This is a genomic window from Pseudoalteromonas amylolytica (genome assembly GCF_001854605.1).
Lineage (GTDB): Bacteria > Pseudomonadota > Gammaproteobacteria > Enterobacterales > Alteromonadaceae > Pseudoalteromonas > Pseudoalteromonas amylolytica.
Map to the genome: position 1 here is coordinate 335173 of NZ_MKJU01000025.1, position 20438 is coordinate 355610.

A 20438-nucleotide genomic window follows, 5' to 3' on the forward strand; every position below is an offset into this window, starting at 1 on the left:
TAAAGAATGGCTATAAGATATATCAAATATGCTTATAGCCAAAAGAAATATAAATGTTATTTCTTATTACATTAGCCAAGCGTAACTAAATTTAGCAAAGAAGGTTTTTTCATCCTTTGTGAGTCGCGATAGGTCGTCATCCTGATATCCATTGTCGGCGTAGCCAGCAAAGAACACGGTTTGGGGATTCAACTTGTAAGAGTAGAGCAGTTGGGTGCTCAGCCCTTTATAGTTCGCGTCAACTTCATCAATATAGTTACTGGTGTTTCTATCGATATCAGTATAGATGACTGCGATACGTAAATAACTATTAATATTAAACTGATAGGTCAAACGGGCATCGGTTAGATTGGCTGTATAGACCTTTGCATCATCCGCGTCTAGTGTTTCGTAGCTGTGTCTAAAGTTAACTTCAAAGTGTTTTCCTAAATTGAGATTTATCACAGGTCGCGCAAAGTACATTTTACCGACGCGATTATTGGCCAGATCCACTTTATTTCCGGTGCGCAAATTCAGTCCCGCGAATAGTCCTGAAACAGGCTTTATTTCCATGTAGGTCCAGATCACATTTTCAGAAAATAGATCGCTATTGTCTTGTATTTCCAGACTGGCTTTGTTACGCCTTAAACCACGGCGGTTTCTATGTTCTACACCAAAGTCAATAAAACTTTGCAGCGGTCCATCAATTGCTAAATTGGTCTGAACTTCTTTTTCCAGTAACTCACCGTCATCATTGTGTGTGATATCCCAATCGGTATACCAGCGAGCACGGTTCCACCAATTGTCTTGCTTACCGTACCAGCGATATTCGAAACCAGTCAGAAATTTGTTGAAGTCAACCTGAGACATAAAGCCCATGTCAGCTCTAAGATCTGCATCAAAGCTTTGATAGCTGGTGAATGCTCGCCAATGTTTGGTGTTGTGCTCGTAATTTACAAAATACCCCAAACCGTATAGGTCATCCTGCTCTAGCACTCGCAAAACACTTTCGTTGTAATCGCAGTCTTGCCCAGCTACACATACTTCAGTGGGCAGCTTATAACAATCTCCCTCATCGCCGTCACATAGTTCATCCGCAAACGCTTGGCTGTAATGGGTATTGGACCCTAGTATCTGAATTTTAAATGTATCACTGGCGGTGGGCTGGTATTTAGTGTCAATGCTCACTACCTTATTTTTGTAATTGTCACTGTCTCTTAGGGTCGCCGTTGAGCCTATCGACAATCCATCGTTAGCATCAAAACGATAGCGCAATGCAGCATTGTTACTTTTTTGCTCTAGTGACACGATATTTGAACCCAGATTGCCAGGCACCATGACATTGAGATGCTCGTCGTTGGTTACAAACAGCCCGTATGTGTGACCAGACTTGCTTCCTGATAATTTAACACCATAATCGGGTGCAGCAATGTTTCTGGTGTGTATCAGGTTTAAATGTGAAGAGAAGTAGTCTGAGTTATCTAAAAAAAAGGCGCGCTTTTCAGGGAAAAACAGGCTGAAGCTATCATTGATACTGAGTTGGCCCGTGTCAGCTTCTACTTGTGAGAAATCAGGGTTCAGCGTAGCATTTAAAGTGGTATCTGGGGTAATCGCCCATTTTACATCTAGCCCAGGCTCGGTATTATCTTCATCTTCCCATTCGGCGATGTCACGCTCGTCAATATCTCGTGTTTGCGATTTACTCAACACTAATGAAGGAATAATCGCAATGTTGTTACCTTGCTTAGCTGACTCAAAACCGCTGTACAGCGGCATTTGACATATCCAGCAGTTATTCGCATGGGAGATTTGCATATTGGATAGTCTGAGCCGTTGATCTCTTGGTAAAAACCTTAGAAACTCCATGGCCATATGCTTTACTTTTTTGGAATCATCGAAATTGAGCACGCGTAGTGGTATTTCTATTTCTACGTTATAGCCTTGCTCATGTATCATTCCAGCACTGTCCCAAATGCCATTCCAAGAACTATTCTCATTTTTCGTTAATTCATTTTCGATTGAATCTTGTTGAACACCAAGTGGATTGATAAAAAACTGGTAGGCACTACGTTTATTGTTAAAAGAATCAATTTTGATACCCACTAAGTCATCATTCCAAGCACGGTCTCTGTCTCGAAAGAAAGCGCGGATTAGCTCAGGATTGGGATCGTCTGCTTTGAAGGCGACAAATAGTGACTCGCCATTTTCATATACATAGGCCGTGGTTGTGACTGGGCTGGGGATGTTTTCTTGCGGCCAAGTTACATTATCGATGGCAATTTTCTTTGCTTGCTGCCATACAGGGTCGTCAAGTTTACCGTCAATTGTTGCTCGAGTGTCGATAAAAGGGAGTGGTTCACCGAGTTCATTGGCGTTTGCACTCAAAGCGAGAAGAGAGCTTAATGCGAAAATAACTTTGTTTATCATGCTGCTAAATATATCGTCATAGAGTAGACAGCTATTTAATAATATGCAGGTAATGTTAACAAACCTTTCGCGTTGGGCTGCAGTTTAATAAGTTAAATGTCCTTTACTCAACGCATTGCAGGCTTTACAGCGGTTTACATGTAATATTCAGGGATTTGTGGCAATTGCGCTGTAAAACGTGATACAACAACGCATCATTTTAGTTAGAGAAGTATTATGTCGTTAATTCTTAAACTTATTGCTGGTATTTTGGTCGGTATTGCCGCCGGTTTCTATCTGCCTATGGCGCTGGTTGAGCTTTTGTACACTGCTAAAGTTATTATTGGTCAACTCATTAGTTTTACTATCCCTCTGATTATATTGTTTTTTATTGCATCAGGTATAGCGGGGTTACCAAAGGGATCAGGACACTTACTTGGAAAAACTGTCGGCTTTGCGTATGGCTCGACTGTTATTGCCGGTACACTGGCAGTTATCTTAGTAAATGCCTTTATTCCATTTTTTGATGGTGCTTTGAGTTACGAAGCGTCGTCAGCAACTGAGATTGGCAGTTATATCAATGTAGAGATCCCGCCGCTAATGGGAGTAATGACGGCATTAGCAACGGCTTTTATTTTTGGTATTGGGATCAGCCAGTTAAATTTAACGACATTAAAAGAGGTCACTGATCAGGGCAGAGTTGTAATAGATGGATTATTAAGTAAAGTGATCATTCCAGCGCTCCCTTTTTATATCGCTGGGGTATTCGCTGAGATGGCGGTTGCGGGTACTGTTGCTGATACGCTAAGCACTTTTGGTATTGTGTTGGTTGCGGCCATTGTTATGCACTGGTTGTGGTTGACAGTGTTGTATGTTGGCACAGGCATTCTACTCAAGCGCAGTCCTTTTGAATTAATCAAGAACATGCTTCCTGCCTATTTTACCGCGATAGGAACCATGTCAAGTGCCGCTACTATTCCAGTGTCACTTAGGTCTAGTAAAGCCAATGGTGTCAAAGAAGAGGTTGCGAACTTCTCAGTGCCACTATGTGCGACTATTCATCTGTCAGGTTCGACGATTACTATTGTTACCTGTGCTATGGCTGTGATGCTTCTTTCTCCTTCGATGGCGGTTCCTTCATTAGTACAAATGTTGCCATTTATTTTTATGTTAGGTGTAGTGATGATCGCAGCTCCTGGGGCACCAGGCGGCGCGGTGATGTCTGCACTAGGTCTGCTTACATCAATGCTGGGTTTCAACGAAGCAGCGGTGGCGTTGATGATTGCACTGTACTTGGCACAAGATAGTTTTGGCACTGCCTGTAATGTAACAGGCGACGGTGTGATAGCGCTTTGGGTTAACCGTTTCTCGCAACGCGCATAACCCCACATAATGCACTAAACTCAAAGGTGATCTAGACGTCACCTTTGTGTGATTATTTTGTAAACAGCATGCGTTATTTGCGTGTGAATAATTTATTTATTTATATATTTCTATGGTAATCTGGGCGTGTTGTGATTTAAAGTCACAGGGGCCGAGGTAACAGTGAGGGGATGTACTATTGATTAACGTGCTTTTAGTTGATGATCATGAACTTGTGAGAACAGGTATTAAACGTATATTGGATGATGTACGTGGTTTTAAAGTGGTCGGAGAGGCTAAAACTGGTGAAGAAGCGGTGGCATTTTGTCGTCAAGGTGAGCCAGACATTGTGTTAATGGATATGAACATGCCTGGCATTGGTGGATTAGAAGCGACAAAAAAGATATGTCGTTACTGCCCGGATGTTAAGGTGATCGTATTAACCGTTCATTGTGAGGATCCTTTCCCTAGTAAGGTGATGCAAATAGGTGCGCACGGTTATTTGACCAAGGGGGCAGGTCCCGACGAGATGATCAATGCAATTCGTGCAGTGAATGCTGGGCAGCGCTATATAGCGCCAGAAATCGCGCAGCAAATTGCTCTGGCTCAGTTCAGTGGCCGCAACGATGAAAACCCATTTCAATCTCTTTCTGAGCGTGAACTACAAATCATGCTGATGATCACCAAGGGTGAAAAAGCTCAAGACATTGCAGAGCGTTTGAACTTGAGCTCAAAAACAGTCAATAGTTATCGCTACAGAATGTTTGAAAAGCTCAACGTAGGCGGCGATGTGGAGTTAACACACCTAGCAATTCGTCATAAAATGATAGACATTGATACCACACATTAACCTATCATTTAGATGGCTGTATTTGATCACAAAGCGTTTCTCAAAACCTTGAGCACAGAACCTGGTGTTTATCGTATGTACGACGACGAGCATCAGGTTATTTATGTGGGCAAGGCCAAAAACCTCAAAAAGCGAGTTTCGAGTTATTTTCGGGCCAACATTCCTGATAGCAAGACCCGAGTACTGGTAAGTAATATCTGTAGTATTGAAGTGACTCTTACCAACACAGAAACCGAAGCACTGCTGCTCGAAAATAACTTAATTAAAAAATACCAACCTAGATACAATATCTTACTTCGAGACGATAAATCTTACCCGTATATCTTTCTAAGTGGTCATAAACACCCAAGGTTGGCATTTCACCGTGGCGCGAGAAAGTACAAAGGTGAATATTTCGGTCCTTTCCCAAGCAGTGCTGCGGTTTCAGAAAGCTTGCGTTTGATGCAAAAGATTTTTCCTGTGCGCCAGTGTGAAGATGCTTACTATCGTGCTAGAAGTCGTCCATGTTTGCAGTATCAGCTAAAGCGTTGTAGCGCGCCGTGCGTTGGCAAGGTGTCAGATGAAGAGTACCTCGATCAGGTTGATTTGGTTCGTCAGTTTCTAAACGGTAAATCACAACAGGTCATTGCAAAATTAGTTGCGCGTATGGAAACCGCAAGTATGGCCTTGAATTTTGAATTGGCTGCCAAGTATCGCGATCAAATTGCCTTACTGAGACAAATGCAGGAACAGCAATCGGTAGCAGGTAACTTCGCAGAAATGGATGTCATAGGCTTTGTACAGCAAAATGGCTTAGTGGCAATACATATGTTGATGATCCGAGAGCATAAAGTGTTGGGTACAAAAACTTACTTTCCGAAAGTCCCAAAAGATTCATTGGAGGATGAAATACTCACCTCATTTATTGGTCAGTATTACCTCAGTGGCGGTACAAATAGCCGTATTGCAAAAGAAATTATTCTACCGTTTACAATACACGCGCAACAGGAACTGGCAGACGCTTTGAGTGAAGTGGCACAGCGAAAAGTGTTATTCAGAGCACAAGTGCGCTCAGAAAGAGCTCAATATTTGGCGCTGGCAAATAAAAACGCGGCCAATAGCATCGCTGTAAAACAAAGCGCACAAGATTCTATTAACAAACGCTATGCGCTACTCAAAGAAGCGTTACAAGTGAGTGATATACAAAGAATGGAATGTTTTGATATCAGTCATACCATGGGTGAAAATACTGTGGCATCGTGTGTGGTGTTTGATTCGCAAGGCCCAAATAACAAAGAGTATCGTCGCTACAACGTCACTGGGATAACACCTGGTGATGATTATGCCGCTATGGACTTTGCGCTCAATAAACGATACGCAAAATTGCAGGACGAGACAAAGGTTCCAGACGTTATTTTTATCGATGGTGGTAAAGGCCAATTGGGCCGAGCTGAAGCTTTTTTTGCTGATTGGCCGTTAGATAAGTTACCATTACTCGTTGGTGTTGCCAAAGGCACAAGTCGTAAACCTGGTCTAGAAACACTATTAATTGATGGTGGGCGTAGAACGGTTAATTTAGATAGCGATTCACCTGCACTGCATTTAATTCAGCACATCAGGGATGAATCGCACCGGTTTGCCATTGCAGGGCATCGCAACAAAAGACAAAAACAGCGCACTCAATCCGTTTTGGAAGAAATTGAAGGTGTTGGTCTTAAACGTCGTCAGGCACTTTTGAAATATTTAGGAGGAATGCAAGGGGTGAAAGCCGCCAGCATCCACCAGTTAAAACAAGTTCCCGGGATCAGCCCTAAAACGGCTGAAAAGATATTTAACCATTTGCATGACAAAGCTTAAGCATTCATGCGAACATAAAGAAAAAGACCTCACTAAGTAGTTATGTGGAATATTCCAAACACACTTACAACATTTAGGTTGTTACTCATTCCTGTATTTGCAGTTTTGTTTTATTTGCCATACTCATGGGCATTTTTTGCTGCTGCGTTTATCTTTTGGCTCGCCTCTGTGACTGATATACTTGATGGCTATTTAGCACGTAAATTAGAGCAATCGACTCCTTTTGGAGCGTTCTTAGACCCAGTTGCTGATAAAGTGATGGTGAGTGTTGCTCTGGTTATGCTGGCGACCTATTATCAAAATTACTTCGTAACGGCGGCTGCGATTATTATTATCAGTCGCGAGATAGTTATTTCTGCACTAAGAGAGTGGATGGCGGAGCTGGGTAAGCGTGATGACGTTGCCGTTTCTTCACTTGGGAAATTTAAAACGGCGGCGCAAATGTTGGCCATTATCGGTTTGATATGGCAATACGCCCCGTGGATGATTCATTTAAGTTATGCGCTACTAGCAATTGCCACCTTCTTAACGGTGACGTCGATGGTCGCTTATTTATATGCTGCAAAAGCAGAATTGACTAAATCTTAACTAGATGTGCCTATTAACACATCAGTTTAGATAAATTTTGAACAAACGATTAAAAACATTCATTTTTTATATTGACGCGTTTCGTAACTTCTGTAGAATGCGTCCGTGTTGAGAGGGCAGCACGCCTTTGAAATTAAAGATTGCGAGATTAACTCAGCTGGAATTAGAAAGACGCGACCTAGTGTTTGATGATTTCAACTGATAAAAAACGCATTGGTAATGCGAGTATAGCTCAGCTGGTAGAGCGCGACCTTGCCAAGGTCGAGGTCACGAGTTCGAACCTCGTTACTCGCTCCAATCTTTAATTAAGTCGGCGGAATGGCAGAGTGGCTATGCAGCGGATTGCAAATCCGTCTACCTCGGTTCGACTCCGGGTTCCGCCTCCATATCTCAACACTCCACATGCGAAAGCAAACCCGATGCCCGGGTGGTGGAATTGGTAGACACAAGGGATTTAAAATCCCTCGTTGGTAACAACGTGCCGGTTCAAGTCCGGCCCCGGGCACCATTTAGATTAGAGTATTTCTCTGTGAGATGCGAGTATAGCTCAGCTGGAATTAGAAAGACGCGACCTAGCGTTTGATATTTTCAACTGATGAAAGCGCATTTCGTGATGCGAGTATAGCTCAGCTGGTAGAGCGCGACCTTGCCAAGGTCGAGGTCACGAGTTCGAACCTCGTTACTCGCTCCAATCTAACGCTTTTGTATAAGGCCCGATGCCCGGGTGGTGGAATTGGTAGACACAAGGGATTTAAAATCCCTCGTTGGTAACAACGTGCCGGTTCAAGTCCGGCCCCGGGCACCATTTGATTAGAGATAAAAATCTCTTTGAGATGCGAGTATAGCTCAGCTGGTAGAGCGCGACCTTGCCAAGGTCGAGGTCACGAGTTCGAACCTCGTTACTCGCTCCAATCAAATATCAGGTCCTCTTTTTGAAGTTTGCGAGTATAGCTCAGCTGGTAGAGCGCGACCTTGCCAAGGTCGAGGTCACGAGTTCGAACCTCGTTACTCGCTCCAAACTTTCGATAAGACGGCGGAATGGCAGAGTGGCCATGCAGCGGATTGCAAATCCGTCTACCTCGGTTCGACTCCGGGTTCCGCCTCCATATCTCAACACTCCACATGCGAAAGCAAACCCGATGCCCGGGTGGTGGAATTGGTAGACACAAGGGATTTAAAATCCCTCGTTGGTAACAACGTGCCGGTTCAAGTCCGGCCCCGGGCACCATTTTAAATTTTTTCACCAGCTCTCATGCCACATTTTTATTCTTTGTACTCTCGTGCTTTTTAGCAACTACTTTCACTGATACTCATAAAGTTAACGTGCCCTCTTGTCTCTTCGAATACGAAACAATTAATGAAATGTAAAAAATGTTGTTTTAATGTTTTTTTCATATTCGATTGAATTACTATTTTGGCAGTTTAATTTTCCATCAGACATAAAAAGGATATTTTATGAAATTTAATCTTCAAATCGCCTGTATGGGCATAGCAATGCTTATGTTGTGCAGTGTATTTAATGCCTCAGCGCGCCCTAGTATGGAGGTAGATTTAATTCTGCCGTGCCATGGCTGTTCTGACTCTCAAAAGCGGCAGGTCGCGGCGAATGCAGCCTATACATGGGGACAAAAAATTTATATTGCCGATCGATCGCGTTCAGGTAGTTACACTGTGCAAGAATATCACGTGGCGATGGCAGGGCCTGCTATGGCTAGTGGCTCTTCGGTGACACTCAGACGCACTCACTCAGCGTCATCGCCTCTGAGCTCTGAGCTAAAAACAACCGATATAAAAACCACCATAGCGATGGACAAAGTCACTGGGAGCTTTCAGTATCAGGAAGCTGATTTTAAGTCCGCTTTTGATGCAGTACGCATGTCAGACAGTGTATTTGGTGATTGGCTCGCTGATTATCATGCCCAGAACTTTGCAGATGAATTTAGTGTGATTGACTCAGAGTTCGCGAAGTTTGCCGCCAAGGGTTTTGGCTTGAGTTTAGGGGTCATTTCCGTTGGGCTGTCTGATAAAGAAATGACTGTGGTATATACTTTTGCGGATGGTACTAAGGTTGAAGCAGATGTAGACCTAAGCATGATGTATGCGGACTCAAAGGTAAGAATGCGTTTTAAGAATCTAAAGTTTAAAGATAAAAAAGGCATGTCGATACCGAAAACTAAATTTGGGTTGGAGCGATATTTTGGCAGAATTGGTACGGACATAGATAGGCTTGAAGAGCGAGGCGAGCCAGAGTCGATTTCAGATCATCTGCGCGAAGTTTTTAGCCCCAATTACTCAGAATATGACGGTGGTGATGGTAACGGTGGAGGTGCTGGTGGGTTGGGTAAGTTGGCTTGCGTTATCTCAGAGGCACACAAAGTAAAAGTTGTAACCTGCTACTGGTATTAATATTTAGTTGAGTATGACTTTAACTCAATGAACGAATCATGCGGTGGTTGCCGCATGATTAACAACTTGCCCCAAACGGGTCAATCACATTTATTCATGTTCTCGATGAAAGGGCTTATCACCTGCAAACATTCTATTGATTGGCACACTGTGGCGTAGTGCAACGGTATTAGCAGCAGTATTAGCTAAAAATACCGTTTGGGCACCATCAGTAAAGCTATCGTTATGAATACATTGAGGGCGAATAGCCAGTGCACTGCCATTGAGTGGGATCTCAAACATGCTGAAGTGGTACTGCTCGGTGGTCACTGTTCTAAAGTAGTTATCCTCTTGCTGAGTATCGACTCTTCTACCGAGTAAAATGCGCGAAGTTGTATGGCGTCCAAATACAGGGTCTTTACCCTGAGCAGGCAACCAGATGTGTGGGAAAGGGTGATGCTCTACAAATAAACCACCGCCTTTAGTTGGCCCAAACTGATATTCAGTCACGTACTGCGGCAATTTTTGGTCATACTGGATGCCCCAAAGATCCTGATTGAAGCCAAGCGCAAATTCTTCATGCGGTTTTAGGAGCTTACCACCATAGTAGGCAAGTGTTCTTTCGTAATGTTCTTGAGACTCTCTACTGTCACCATAGCGCAGTAAAGGAAAGCACAATTCATCCACATCACAAATCAACTGGCCAGTGCTGCCAAACACATTTGCTGAGCCATCAAGGCCTGTAATACCCGCACCGTCAACTGTTGCACTCCAAAAGCCATTGACCAATAATGCATGTTCGCGTGAAGGTGGGCGGTGCGTGTATTCATTGTGAAGGTTGTTTAAATGAGTGATGAGTGTATCTTGCTCATCTGATGGTGCGCGCTCACTTTGAATCACCTGATTATGAGCATTGGCATCGAGATGTACGAGCGTTCCTGAACGTATTGGCCCAAATAAGCCTGTTGTGGTCAGCAATATTTCGCCACCGGCATCGCGATTTAAAACAGCGCCATTTAAAAACTCAAAGTTGCTATCTAAATCTTTGTCAGATATGCCTTGAGTGACGTTTTTCCAACGCGCTTCTTTCATTTGACTTGCTCTATATTCACTCAATGTTTCTGCATTTTGGCAGCGTACGGCTTTGACGATAACATGAGACACTTGCTTCTCCTTAGGCTTAGCTTATGGGTTATGCCTACTGTACATCACATGGTAAAGCTCAGTGGCAATAGTGGGTACTCCAATTAAAGTACAAAACGTCGCCATTTAACATTACTGGCGATTACAGGCCTTTCTTGGGGTTTTAGACGCCAATTAGAATGTCCATACCACATGTAGTTGCGGGGATGATTCATTGACAGATGTGCCCAGCTTATTGCGCCAAATCTGCCATTCAATACCGAGCATCAGGGTGTCGCTTTTGTGGCCCAGCGCATTTCCTAGGTCCCATTGAAATGCCATTTGCGCGAGTATCCAGTCATTCACGTATCTTCCTATTTCATCGCGTCTAGAGCCGATGTATTCTGCATGACCGGTGAAATAGAATTTCTGGGACCCAAGTTGGTATGGATATCCCCATGCCAAATCGAACATAAAGGAGTTATTGGTCTGAGGGGCACCATGTTTGGCAAGTCCTGCGTTATCGTCAAAATATCCGGTGAAGGTGGTGGTGAAAAAGTTAAATCCAGGAATGTCCCAGCTGAGTTTAATACCTGGCAAGTATTTCATCACCTTTGGGTCATCACCGGCATTTATGCCCATCACCAAACCCACATCTTTCAAACGCCAAAAGTCATAGCTTGCGTTAAACAAAGCCTGAGTACTGAACGTGATATAGGCCTCGGAATAAATATCACTGTCATTGAAGCCGTCCGTGTGGTCATCGTCTAGATGATCAATGAAAAAGAATACCTCCCCGAAATTATGACCGGATACGTGTTGCAAAGAGATGATGTCGGTTATAGATTCTTGCTTATTAAAAGGGTTGATGAGCTCGCCGCGATTCAGGTGAATTTGTGTTTTGCTCCACTTTGCTGCGTAGGTTACACAGGGGAATGAAAATATAATTAAACCGAGGACACAGAGTAAAGCTCTATAATTCATAGATATTCCAGATTCTTGAAGTGGTATCGTATGAATTATAGACAAAGCGCTCACAGTCGGAGCGCATTTATATAAAAAGGTGTTAGGCTTTGTTTCTGCGTAGGCAGATAACGGCAATGGCGGTAAAGGCGAGTATAAAACAGTAGAATGACGAGCTTGATACATCCCATGGGCTGATTTTAAACGTTGCACCCAGTAACAAAGCTTGTGCGCCATAAGGTAGTGATCCTTGCATCACACAGGCAAAAATATCCAATAAGCTTGCTGAGCGCTTTGCGCTGATATTACCGTCATCTGCCAGCTTTTTAGCGACGGGGCCTGCGACGATAATACTGACGGTGTTATTGGCAATACATAAGTTACTAACGAGAACCAGTGCGGCAATACCGAGTTGATCAGCAACTTTTCGATGCCATTTAGCTATAATAGCGGTTAATTTCTGAATTTTTAGCGCCAGATAATCCAAACCACCGTTAATGCGAATAAACTCTGACAAACCACCAATAAACATTGATAGTAAGAAAATCTCTTGCATATCACTGAAGCCTTTGTACACGTCTTTGGCAAAGCTTCCAGCTTGATAGTCACCGGTAAAGCCCATCGCAGCCGCGAACACGATACCACTGAATAGCACAACAAAAACGTTTAATCCGCCAACAGCCAGTACCAGAATAAAAATGTATGGCAACACCAGTAGCCAATCAAAAGGTTTGGCTTCAACTGCTTGTGGTTCTGGGGTCAGAAAAACCAAAAGCAATACAGTGAGTAGCGCGGCAGGCAAGGCTATCTTCAGGTTTTCTCTAAATTTGTCTTTCATTTCACAGCCTTGCGTGCGTGTTGCCGCAATTGTTGTGTCTGAAATAATGGATAAGTTGTCGCCAAACATAGCGCCAGAGACAATCGTGCCTGCCATCAGAGCAGGATCAATACCCGTTTTCAGTGATACTGCATAAGCTATCGGACCAATAGCCCCTATGGTGCCCATTGAGGTTCCCATGGCAGTGGAAACCACAGCGGAGATCAAGAATAGGCCCGGCAGCAAGAAAGCCGCTGGGATCAATGATAAACCCGCATTAACGACTGCATCAACACCACCTGTTGCACTGGCAACGGCCGAAAAGGCACCTGCAAGTAGATAAATTAAACACATAGTGATGATGTTGTTGTGTCCAGCGCCTTTGATAAAAGTTTCGACACTATTATTGATGCTACCTCTATTAATTAAAAAAGCGATCACGATCGCAGGCAAGATGGCAACAGGTGCTGGTAGCTGATAAAACGCATAATCAACCCCCTGAGATTGAAGGTATAATCCTGCACCGAGAAAAAGCCCGACAAAAACGAGTAAGGGTAATAGCGATAGCTTCGCATGTAGAGTGTTTGGCTGCATTGTGCTCCCCAAATAAATCAATACCACAGCCAGAGATCCTTTATTAGCTGTATTTAAACTTCAAACGCCCGCAATAAGTAAATCGGCGAAAGATGGAAGTTTATACATTTAGACGTCCAAAGTCTACGGTATTCTGTTATTATTGTTCTTTCACTGACTATGGCATAGAGAATTGATAAACTCTATAGCCTAAGACAATTAGCTAACCTTTCAGATAGAGTTAAGACATGGATAAAATTGGAATTTTTGGTGCCAATGGCCGTATGGGTTTGGCGCTAGTAGAGGCGTGTACGCAAGCAAATGACACTGATATAGCTGCCGCAGCGGTACGTTCTGGCTCTGAGTTGCTCGGCGCCTCGGTCAAAAGTAAGCAGCCATGTGCGTCAGAAAAGTTACTTTTCACCGATGAAGACTTAGTAACGCACACTGATGCTAATGTACTTATCGACTTTACTTTACCTGAAGGTATGAAACGTCATTTGCAGCTGGCGATTGCAAATAAATTACCTATGGTTATCGGAACGACAGGTTTAACACCAGAAGATATGGCGTTATTAAAGGACGCAGCACAGCACATTCCAATCGTTTTTGCTCGCAATTTTAGCGTGGGTGTGACCTTATTATTGGATCTGGTGCAAACGGCCGCCGCTAAGTTAGCGGATGAAATGGATATTGAAATTTTTGAAGCACACCACAGAAACAAAATAGATGCGCCGTCTGGTACAGCATTGGCAATCGGTGAGGCTATTGCTGAGGCGAAAGGCTGGGATCATGAGCAGGTAGCACGCTATGACCGCACTGCGATAGAACAGGCCAAATCTCAAAATGAGATAGGCTATTCGGTGCTCAGAGCCGGAGATATAGTAGGTGAACATACAGCTTATTTCGCAACTATGGGTGAAAGGCTTGAATTAACTCATAAAGCGACATCTCGTCTGACCTTTGCGTCTGGTGCGGTAAGGGCTGCGAAGTGGTTGAGAAATAAACCAAATGGACTTTATGACATGCAAGATGTACTCGGATTGAAGTAGTAAACATACTTTTTTAGCGCTTTCGTGAATTTTTTTTATAAAAAGCGATATTTTTAATGTTTTTGTCTCTTGGGTTAGACGAATCTATGAAATTGCTGTAGACTATAACGAATTTGCCAAAAATTAATAACTGCGTGTTACCAAGCGCTTTGTGAACGGGATGAAAAGCGTTGTAGCTTGCTCCCGTTTTTTACCATTAGGAGGTTAACTTGACTAAATCCGCCCTGTTAGTCCTAGAAGACGGCACAGTGTTTCGCGGTACTGCTATCGGTGCTGACGGTATGTCAGTCGGTGAAGTAGTATTCAATACGTCTATGACTGGTTATCAAGAAATTTTGACTGACCCGTCTTACGCGGAACAAATCGTAACGCTGACTTACCCGCACATCGGTAATACCGGTACTAACAGTGAAGACGAAGAAGCGGACCAGATCTGGGCCAAAGGCCTAGTGATCCGTGATTTGCCTTTACTAGCCAGTAATTTCCGCAATGAGCAATCGTTAAGCGATTATTTGAAAGCTCGTAATATTCTAGGAATTGCTGATATAGACACTCGTAAACTGACACGTATCTTACGTGATAAGGGCGCACAGAATGGCTGTATCATTGCAGGTGACTCGCTTGATGAGAATCAAGCATTAGAAGCTGCAAAAGCGTTCCCAGGTTTGAAGGGCATGGATTTGGCCAAAGTGGTGTGTACTAAAGAGCAGTACACTTGGAAAGAGTCAAGTTGGACACTTGGCGAGGGTTACAAGAGTCTATCGGCAGAAGAAGAAAGATTTCACGTAGTTGCTTATGACTTCGGCGTTAAGAAAAACATCTTGCGCATGTTAGTTGACCGTGGCTGTAAATTAACCGTAGTGCCTGCAGAAACCTCCGCTGCAGACGTGTTGGCACTTAATCCAGACGGTATATTCCTTTCAAATGGTCCTGGCGACCCTGAGCCATGTACTTACGCTATTGAAGCTATAAAGGCATTTTTAGAAACCAATACGCCTATCTTTGGTATCTGTTTAGGTCACCAATTACTGGCGCTTGCATCAGGCGCAAAAACAGTAAAAATGAAGTTTGGTCACCACGGTGGTAACCATCCAGTTAAAGACCTAGACCGTAATGTGGTCATGATCACTGCGCAAAACCACGGCTTTGCGGCCGATGAGGCAAGCTTGCCAGAGACATTACGCGCCACTCACGTATCACTGTTTGATGGTACATTGCAGGGGATTCACCGTACAGACAAGCCAGCGTTTAGCTTTCAGGGTCACCCTGAAGCAAGCCCAGGCCCGCACGATGCGGCACCGTTGTTTGACCATTTCATTGACCTAATGCAAGCCCACAAAGCTTAAGAGAGCGGAGTAACAATGCCAAAACGTACTGATATAAAAAGCATTCTTATCTTAGGCGCAGGCCCAATTGTGATTGGTCAGGCGTGTGAGTTTGACTACTCGGGCGCGCAAGCTTGTAAAGCGCTAAGAGAAGAAGGCTATCGAGTTATTCTCGTAAACTCAAACCCAGCAACTATCATGACTGACCCAGAAATGGCCGATGCCACGTACATCGAACCAATTCATTGGGAAGTGGTAGAGAAAATCATCGAAAAAGAAAAGCCAGATGCGGTATTGCCAACAATGGGTGGTCAAACAGCATTGAACTGTGCGCTTGATTTAGATAAGCACGGTGTATTGGCTAAACACGGCGTTGAGTTGATTGGTGCAACAGCTGATGCCATCGATAAAGCTGAAAACCGTGAGCGCTTTGACGCAGCGATGAAAAATATCGGCCTTGAGTGTCCACGTGCAGAAATTGCCCACTCAATGGAAGAAGCGCATGACGTGCTATCTCGCATTGGTTTCCCATGTATTATTCGTCCGTCATTCACTATGGGTGGCACCGGTGGTGGTGTTGCGTACAACCAAGAAGAGTTCGACGAAATCTGTACACGAGGTCTAGATCTTTCACCAACAAGCGAGTTGTTAATCGACGAAAGCTTAATTGGTTGGAAAGAGTATGAGATGGAAGTTGTTCGTGACAAAAACGACAACTGTATCATCGTCTGTTCAATCGAAAACTTTGACCCTATGGGTGTTCACACTGGTGACTCAATCACGGTTGCGCCAGCGCAAACGTTGACGGACAAAGAATACCAAATCATGCGTAACGCCTCGATGGCGGTATTGCGTGAAATCGGTGTTGAAACGGGTGGTTCAAACGTTCAGTTTGGTGTAAATCCAGATGATGGTCGTATGGTTATCATCGAGATGAACCCACGTGTATCTCGCTCTTCGGCACTTGCGTCTAAAGCGACAGGCTTCCCTATCGCTAAGATTGCAGCGAAGCTCGCGGTTGGCTACACACTAGATGAGTTACAAAACGACATCACGGGTGGGGCAACACCAGCTTCATTTGAACCGTCAATTGACTATGTTGTGACTAAGATCCCACGCTTTAACTTCGAAAAATTCGCCGGTGCAAATGACCGCTTAACCACACAGATGAAGTCTGTGGGTGAGGTGATGGCCATTGGTCGTAACCAACAAGAGTCATTGCACAAAGCCTTACGTGGCTTAGAAGTGGGTGCTACGGGCTTCAACCCGATTGTTGCACTGGATGACCCTAAGGCAAAAGAAACCATTATTCGTGAACTACGCGAGCCAGGCGCAGAGCGCATTTGGTATGTTGCTGATGCGATGCGTCACGGCATGAGCGTGGAAGATGTGTTTGAGCTTACTAAAATTGACCGCTGGTACTTGGTACAGATTGAAGACATCATTAAAGATGAAGCGACAATCGCAGAAGTGGGCTTGGCTGGCTTGAACAAAGATTTCTTACGTCGCTTAAAGCGCAAAGGCTTTGCTGATGCACGTATTGCGGAAATCGCAGGCGTATCTGAAAAAGAAATTCGTAAAAAGCGCCACCAGCTTAACATCGTGCCAGTTTATAAGCGTGTTGATACTTGTGCGGCGGAGTTTAGTTCAGACACAGCTTACATGTACTCTACGTATGACGAAGAGTGTGAAGCGAATCCATCAGACAAAGATAAAATTATGGTTATCGGCGGTGGTCCAAACCGTATCGGCCAAGGTATTGAGTTTGATTACTGCTGTGTACACGCGGCACTGGCAATGCGTGAAGACGGTTACGAAACCATCATGGTAAACTGTAACCCTGAAACAGTATCGACGGACTATGATACTTCTGATCGTTTGTTCTTCGAACCAATCACACTTGAAGACGTGCTGGAAATCGTACGCGTTGAAAAGCCAAAAGGTGTAATAGTACAGTACGGTGGTCAAACACCACTTAAACTGGCTCGTGCACTTGAAGCAAATGGGGTTCCAATCATTGGTACTTCGCCAGATGCAATTGACCGTGCTGAAGACCGCGAGCGCTTCCAGCAAATGGTTGAACGTTTGAACCTACTTCAGCCCGAAAACGCAACAGTAACATCACTTGAAGAAGCGGTAGCAAAATCTCAAGAGATTGGCTTCCCACTAGTTGTTCGCCCATCATATGTACTGGGTGGTCGTGCTATGGAAATCGTATATGACGAAGATGACTTACGTCGTTATATGACAGAAGCAGTGTCAGCTTCAAACGAAGCGCCAGTGTTACTTGACCGTTTCCTTGATGACGCAATCGAAGTAGACGTAGACGCAATCTGTGACGGAGAGCAAGTGATCATCGGTGGTATCATGGAGCACATTGAGCAAGCAGGCGTTCACTCAGGTGACTCGGCGTGTTCGCTTCCAGCTCATACGCTATCATCAGAAATTCAGGACGTAATGCGCAAGCAAGTGACGGATATGGCGCTTGAACTTGGAGTTATCGGTCTGATGAATACCCAGTTTGCTGTCAAAGATGGTCAAGTTTATCTTATCGAGGTGAACCCTCGTGCAGCGCGTACTGTACCGTTTGTATCTAAGGCGACGGGCATTGCTCTGGCGAAAGTTGCGGCACGCTGTATGGCTGGCCAATCATTAGCAAGCCAAGGTGTTACCAGCGAAGTTATTCCACCATATTACAGCGTAAAAGAAGTGGTATTGCCATTTGCTAAGTTCCAAGGCGTTGACCCACTTCGTGGTCCTGAGATGCGTTCAACAGGTGAAGTAATGGGGGTTGGTGAAAACTTCGCCGAAGCGTTTGCAAAAGCACAATTAGGCGCTGGTAATGCTTTACCACGCGGTGGTCGCGCGCTACTATCTGTGCGTAACAGCGATAAGTCACGTGTTGTTGAACTGGCTAAAATCATGAAAGAAATTGGTTTTGAGCTAGATGCAACGAATGGTACCGCCAAAGCATTTGAAGAGGCAGGCATTGAAGTACGTCGCGTGAACAAGGTATACGAAGGTCGCCCTCACATTCTTGATAGAATCAAAAATGGTGAGTACAGCTACATAGTAAATACCACTGAAGGTCGCCAAGCGATCGAAGACTCGAAGGTGTTACGTCGTGGTGCATTGCAACATAAGACAAATTACACCACCACGCTTAATGCAGCATTTGCTAACTGCTCTGCACACGCTGCAGATGACAGAAACACAGTAAATTCTGTACAAGAGCTACACCAACGATTGAACTAAGGACTAAACCAGGGTCTGGCGGCCCTGGTATTAAGTGAGATACTTATGCAATCAATTCCGATGACAGTACGAGGCGAGCAGTTGCTTCGTGAAGAACTTAACCATTTAAAATCGGTGGTTCGCCCAAAAATTGTTGCCGATATCGCGGAAGCACGCGAACACGGAGACTTAAAGGAAAATGCTGAATATCACGCAGCGCGTGAACAGCAAGGTTTTTGTGAAGGCCGTATTCAAGAGATTGAAGCTAAGCTTTCGACTTCTCAAGTAATTGACGTTACTAAGATTGAAAATAATGGCAAAGTTATTTTTGGTGCCACAGTCACTATTTGTAACGTTGAAACCGATGAAGAAGTTAAATACCGTATCGTGGGCGATGATGAAGCTGATATCAAAAGCAACCTTATCTCGGTTAACTCACCGATTGCGCGTGGCTTAATTGGTAAAGAGTTAGATGACACAGCTAATATTCAAACACCAAATGGTACTGTTGAGTACGAAATCATCGAAGTTGAATATATCTAACTGAATTCAAGTTTAGAACCTAAAAAACCGGGCTTATGCCCGGTTTTTTATTGGCTCCATAACGAGATATCTGGTATTCGCATTATTGCTGTGCATAGAATAGGGTAGAGAAAACTATAAGGATGGCTATGAAAAAGCAGTTCTCATTAAGCAATTTCAAGTTGGTTGTAGCTATGTTAGTTGTGATGTGGAGTGTGCATCTAATGGCGAGCGTCACCGGTATCGCTTTTAGCCAATATGGACTTGTACCTTGGGATACCTCACGGTTGTATGGAATTATCGCCTATCCATTCATTCATGGCGATTGGCAACATCTAATAGGCAACACATTTGGTTTATTAATTAGTGGTTATTTGGCGAGTCAATTGCCATGTTTTAAGCGCTCCACGGTGGTGATATTTATACTCACCGGTATACTCGTTTGGCTATTCGCCAGCTTTGCAATTCACATTGGTGCATCAGGGGTTGTAATGGGCTACTTTGGCTTCATCATGGGAAGCGCTATCTTTCGGCGAAATGTATGGAGCTTTGTTATTGCGCTGGCGCTGCTTGCTATCACACAATATTTTCAAATCAGCTTGGTTGGTACACTATTCTCATTTGATGAAAGCACCAGTGCTTCGAGTCATATATTTGGTTTTATCAGTGGCTGTGTTGCGGCTTATCTGTTTAGAGGCGTAGGGAGGCCTACTAAAAGGGCAGTGAGTTAGCTAAAACAGCTGCTGGCAAAGCATAGATAAGCCGCTTTGTGGTGCCATTCAATAAGTTTTTAACGCCATTAATTTCTAACGACTATAATAATGCCTGTTACAGACAAAACGGCACCAGCCAATTTGTTAAACATGCCTTGGCGTTTGTGTGAACTTAACACCTTTGTTTTCGCTTTTGAAAAGAGGTAAGAGTACCCTAAGTTTACGGAGCCAAACGCTAAAGTGGCACAGACAAGCATGCCCAAAAGATCATAGTTTGTGATGTCCTCAAAGCTTACAAATGCAGGAAATAGCGCGAGGTAAAACAGAATCGCCTTAGGATTACTCATGGTGATTAAAAAACCTGAAAGTACATCAAGCTTGCGTGTTTTGGGGAGCATGTTCATATTGGACGCGTTGGGTTTTGATAAAAGTAACTTTGCGCCAATCCAAATTAAATAGGCCGCACACAGATACTTTACTGCAATAAAAGTGCTCCCCATCAACTGTGCAAGATGTGACAGTCCAGATACCGCAAATAAGATAAAAATATAGTCAGCACACAAAATACCCACTGTCATAAATGCGCCGCGACGAAACCCTCCAACCATAGCGGTACTACTGATGGCAAATACGGCAGGGCCTGGAACGATGGCAACGATAAACATTGCACTAAATAAAGCGAGATAAGTATCAAGCGTCACTAAGAACTCC

The 20438-nt window shown here is 44.0% G+C and carries 15 protein-coding genes and 9 tRNA genes; 19 read left to right on the top strand and 5 right to left on the bottom strand.

Annotation, left to right across the window (positions count from 1 at the left end; genetic code table 11):
* Nucleotides 1-66: 66 nt before the first annotated feature.
* Complete coding sequence (locus BET10_RS07985; protein WP_070984764.1) at nucleotides 67-2406, bottom strand: carbohydrate binding family 9 domain-containing protein; 2340 nt, start codon at nucleotides 2404-2406, stop codon at nucleotides 67-69.
* A 216-nt stretch (nucleotides 2407-2622) separates the two neighbouring features.
* Between BET10_RS07985 and BET10_RS07990 the strand changes: the two genes are divergently transcribed.
* The 14 genes from BET10_RS07990 to BET10_RS08055 all read left to right on the top strand — a co-directional run bounded on the left by BET10_RS07990 (nucleotide 2623) and on the right by BET10_RS08055 (nucleotide 9427).
* Entirely contained in the window at nucleotides 2623-3768 is a 1146-nt protein-coding gene (locus BET10_RS07990; protein WP_070984766.1) for a dicarboxylate/amino acid:cation symporter, read from the top strand.
* A gap of 178 nt (nucleotides 3769-3946) precedes the next feature.
* Nucleotides 3947-4597 carry a UvrY/SirA/GacA family response regulator transcription factor gene (gene uvrY / locus BET10_RS07995; RefSeq protein ID WP_070984768.1) on the top strand — a complete coding sequence of 217 codons (651 nt, stop codon included), beginning with the start codon at nucleotides 3947-3949 and terminating at the stop codon, nucleotides 4595-4597.
* Nucleotides 4598-4609: 12 nt separating this feature from the next.
* On the top strand, nucleotides 4610-6433 hold the full coding sequence (gene uvrC / locus BET10_RS08000) for an excinuclease ABC subunit UvrC (RefSeq protein ID WP_070984771.1): 1824 nt from the start codon (nucleotides 4610-4612) through the stop codon (nucleotides 6431-6433).
* A 42-nt stretch (nucleotides 6434-6475) separates the two neighbouring features.
* The gene (gene pgsA, locus BET10_RS08005) at nucleotides 6476-7021 is read left to right on the top strand and encodes a CDP-diacylglycerol--glycerol-3-phosphate 3-phosphatidyltransferase (protein WP_070984773.1); all 546 of its coding nucleotides are present in this window, start codon (nucleotides 6476-6478) and stop codon (nucleotides 7019-7021) included.
* Nucleotides 7022-7242: 221 nt separating this feature from the next.
* A tRNA-Gly gene (locus BET10_RS08010) sits at nucleotides 7243-7318 on the top strand.
* 15 nt (nucleotides 7319-7333) lie between these two features.
* A tRNA-Cys gene (locus BET10_RS08015) sits at nucleotides 7334-7407 on the top strand.
* Nucleotides 7408-7442: 35 nt separating this feature from the next.
* Nucleotides 7443-7529, top strand: a tRNA-Leu gene (locus tag BET10_RS08020).
* Nucleotides 7530-7636: 107 nt separating this feature from the next.
* Nucleotides 7637-7712: transfer RNA gene (locus BET10_RS08025), tRNA-Gly, on the top strand.
* Between the two features lie 27 nt (nucleotides 7713-7739).
* Nucleotides 7740-7826 (top strand) — tRNA-Leu (locus BET10_RS08030).
* 30 nt (nucleotides 7827-7856) lie between these two features.
* Nucleotides 7857-7932, top strand: a tRNA-Gly gene (locus BET10_RS08035).
* Between the two features lie 30 nt (nucleotides 7933-7962).
* A tRNA-Gly gene (locus tag BET10_RS08040) sits at nucleotides 7963-8038 on the top strand.
* Nucleotides 8039-8053: 15 nt separating this feature from the next.
* Nucleotides 8054-8127 (top strand) — tRNA-Cys (locus BET10_RS08045).
* Between the two features lie 35 nt (nucleotides 8128-8162).
* A tRNA-Leu gene (locus BET10_RS08050) sits at nucleotides 8163-8249 on the top strand.
* Nucleotides 8250-8476: 227 nt separating this feature from the next.
* The gene (locus tag BET10_RS08055; RefSeq protein WP_070984775.1) at nucleotides 8477-9427 is read left to right on the top strand and encodes a hypothetical protein; all 951 of its coding nucleotides are present in this window, start codon (nucleotides 8477-8479) and stop codon (nucleotides 9425-9427) included.
* Between the two features lie 90 nt (nucleotides 9428-9517).
* Here BET10_RS08055 and BET10_RS08060 read toward each other — a convergent pair whose 3' ends face one another.
* From BET10_RS08060 to BET10_RS08070, 3 genes are all read right to left on the bottom strand, one after another.
* Nucleotides 9518-10570 carry a hypothetical protein gene (locus tag BET10_RS08060; RefSeq protein WP_070984777.1) on the bottom strand — a complete coding sequence of 351 codons (1053 nt, stop codon included), beginning with the start codon at nucleotides 10568-10570 and terminating at the stop codon, nucleotides 9518-9520.
* Between the two features lie 153 nt (nucleotides 10571-10723).
* Nucleotides 10724-11512: a nucleoside-binding protein gene (locus BET10_RS08065; protein WP_254679743.1), complete on the bottom strand. Its 789-nt coding sequence runs from the start codon at nucleotides 11510-11512 to the stop codon at nucleotides 10724-10726.
* Between the two features lie 82 nt (nucleotides 11513-11594).
* Entirely contained in the window at nucleotides 11595-12902 is a 1308-nt protein-coding gene (locus tag BET10_RS08070) for a Na+/H+ antiporter NhaC family protein (protein WP_070984780.1), read from the bottom strand.
* Between the two features lie 227 nt (nucleotides 12903-13129).
* Here BET10_RS08070 and dapB point away from each other — a divergent pair, with 227 nt between their 5' ends.
* The 5 genes from dapB to BET10_RS08095 all read left to right on the top strand — a co-directional run bounded on the left by dapB (nucleotide 13130) and on the right by BET10_RS08095 (nucleotide 19745).
* On the top strand, nucleotides 13130-13933 hold the full coding sequence (dapB, locus tag BET10_RS08075; RefSeq protein ID WP_070984781.1) for a 4-hydroxy-tetrahydrodipicolinate reductase: 804 nt from the start codon (nucleotides 13130-13132) through the stop codon (nucleotides 13931-13933).
* A 209-nt stretch (nucleotides 13934-14142) separates the two neighbouring features.
* On the top strand, nucleotides 14143-15279 hold the full coding sequence (gene carA, locus BET10_RS08080; RefSeq protein WP_070984783.1) for a glutamine-hydrolyzing carbamoyl-phosphate synthase small subunit: 1137 nt from the start codon (nucleotides 14143-14145) through the stop codon (nucleotides 15277-15279).
* A 15-nt stretch (nucleotides 15280-15294) separates the two neighbouring features.
* Entirely contained in the window at nucleotides 15295-18513 is a 3219-nt protein-coding gene (gene carB / locus BET10_RS08085; RefSeq protein WP_070984785.1) for a carbamoyl-phosphate synthase large subunit, read from the top strand.
* A gap of 45 nt (nucleotides 18514-18558) precedes the next feature.
* Nucleotides 18559-19035, top strand: a complete 477-nt coding sequence (gene greA / locus BET10_RS08090) for a transcription elongation factor GreA (RefSeq protein WP_070984787.1) — start codon at nucleotides 18559-18561, stop codon at nucleotides 19033-19035.
* A gap of 128 nt (nucleotides 19036-19163) precedes the next feature.
* Nucleotides 19164-19745 (top strand): rhomboid family intramembrane serine protease, encoded by a 582-nt coding sequence (locus tag BET10_RS08095; protein ID WP_240503662.1) that lies wholly within the window; start codon nucleotides 19164-19166, stop codon nucleotides 19743-19745.
* A 68-nt stretch (nucleotides 19746-19813) separates the two neighbouring features.
* On the opposite strand, the gene BET10_RS08100 is transcribed toward BET10_RS08095, so the two are convergent.
* Nucleotides 19814-20428, bottom strand: a complete 615-nt coding sequence (locus tag BET10_RS08100; protein WP_070984791.1) for a LysE family translocator — start codon at nucleotides 20426-20428, stop codon at nucleotides 19814-19816.
* Nucleotides 20429-20438: the final 10 nt, after the last annotated feature.

Bases quoted from the DNA above. Each gene is read 5' to 3' on its own strand.
- BET10_RS08055 (WP_070984775.1), top strand. From the start codon at position 8,477: ATGAAATTTAATCTTCAAATCGCCTGTATGGGCATAGCAATGCTTATG.
- uvrC (WP_070984771.1), top strand. From the start codon at position 4,610: ATGGCTGTATTTGATCACAAAGCGTTTCTCAAAACCTTGAGCACAGAA.
- dapB (WP_070984781.1), top strand. From the start codon at position 13,130: ATGGATAAAATTGGAATTTTTGGTGCCAATGGCCGTATGGGTTTGGCG.
- greA (WP_070984787.1), top strand. From the start codon at position 18,559: ATGCAATCAATTCCGATGACAGTACGAGGCGAGCAGTTGCTTCGTGAA.
- pgsA (WP_070984773.1), top strand. From the start codon at position 6,476: ATGTGGAATATTCCAAACACACTTACAACATTTAGGTTGTTACTCATT.
- BET10_RS08095 (WP_240503662.1), top strand. From the start codon at position 19,164: ATGAAAAAGCAGTTCTCATTAAGCAATTTCAAGTTGGTTGTAGCTATG.
- BET10_RS07985 (WP_070984764.1), bottom strand. From the start codon at position 2,406: ATGATAAACAAAGTTATTTTCGCATTAAGCTCTCTTCTCGCTTTGAGT.
- BET10_RS08070 (WP_070984780.1), bottom strand. From the start codon at position 12,902: ATGCAGCCAAACACTCTACATGCGAAGCTATCGCTATTACCCTTACTC.
- BET10_RS08065 (WP_254679743.1), bottom strand. From the start codon at position 11,512: ATGAATTATAGAGCTTTACTCTGTGTCCTCGGTTTAATTATATTTTCA.
- BET10_RS07990 (WP_070984766.1), top strand. From the start codon at position 2,623: ATGTCGTTAATTCTTAAACTTATTGCTGGTATTTTGGTCGGTATTGCC.
- carB (WP_070984785.1), top strand. From the start codon at position 15,295: ATGCCAAAACGTACTGATATAAAAAGCATTCTTATCTTAGGCGCAGGC.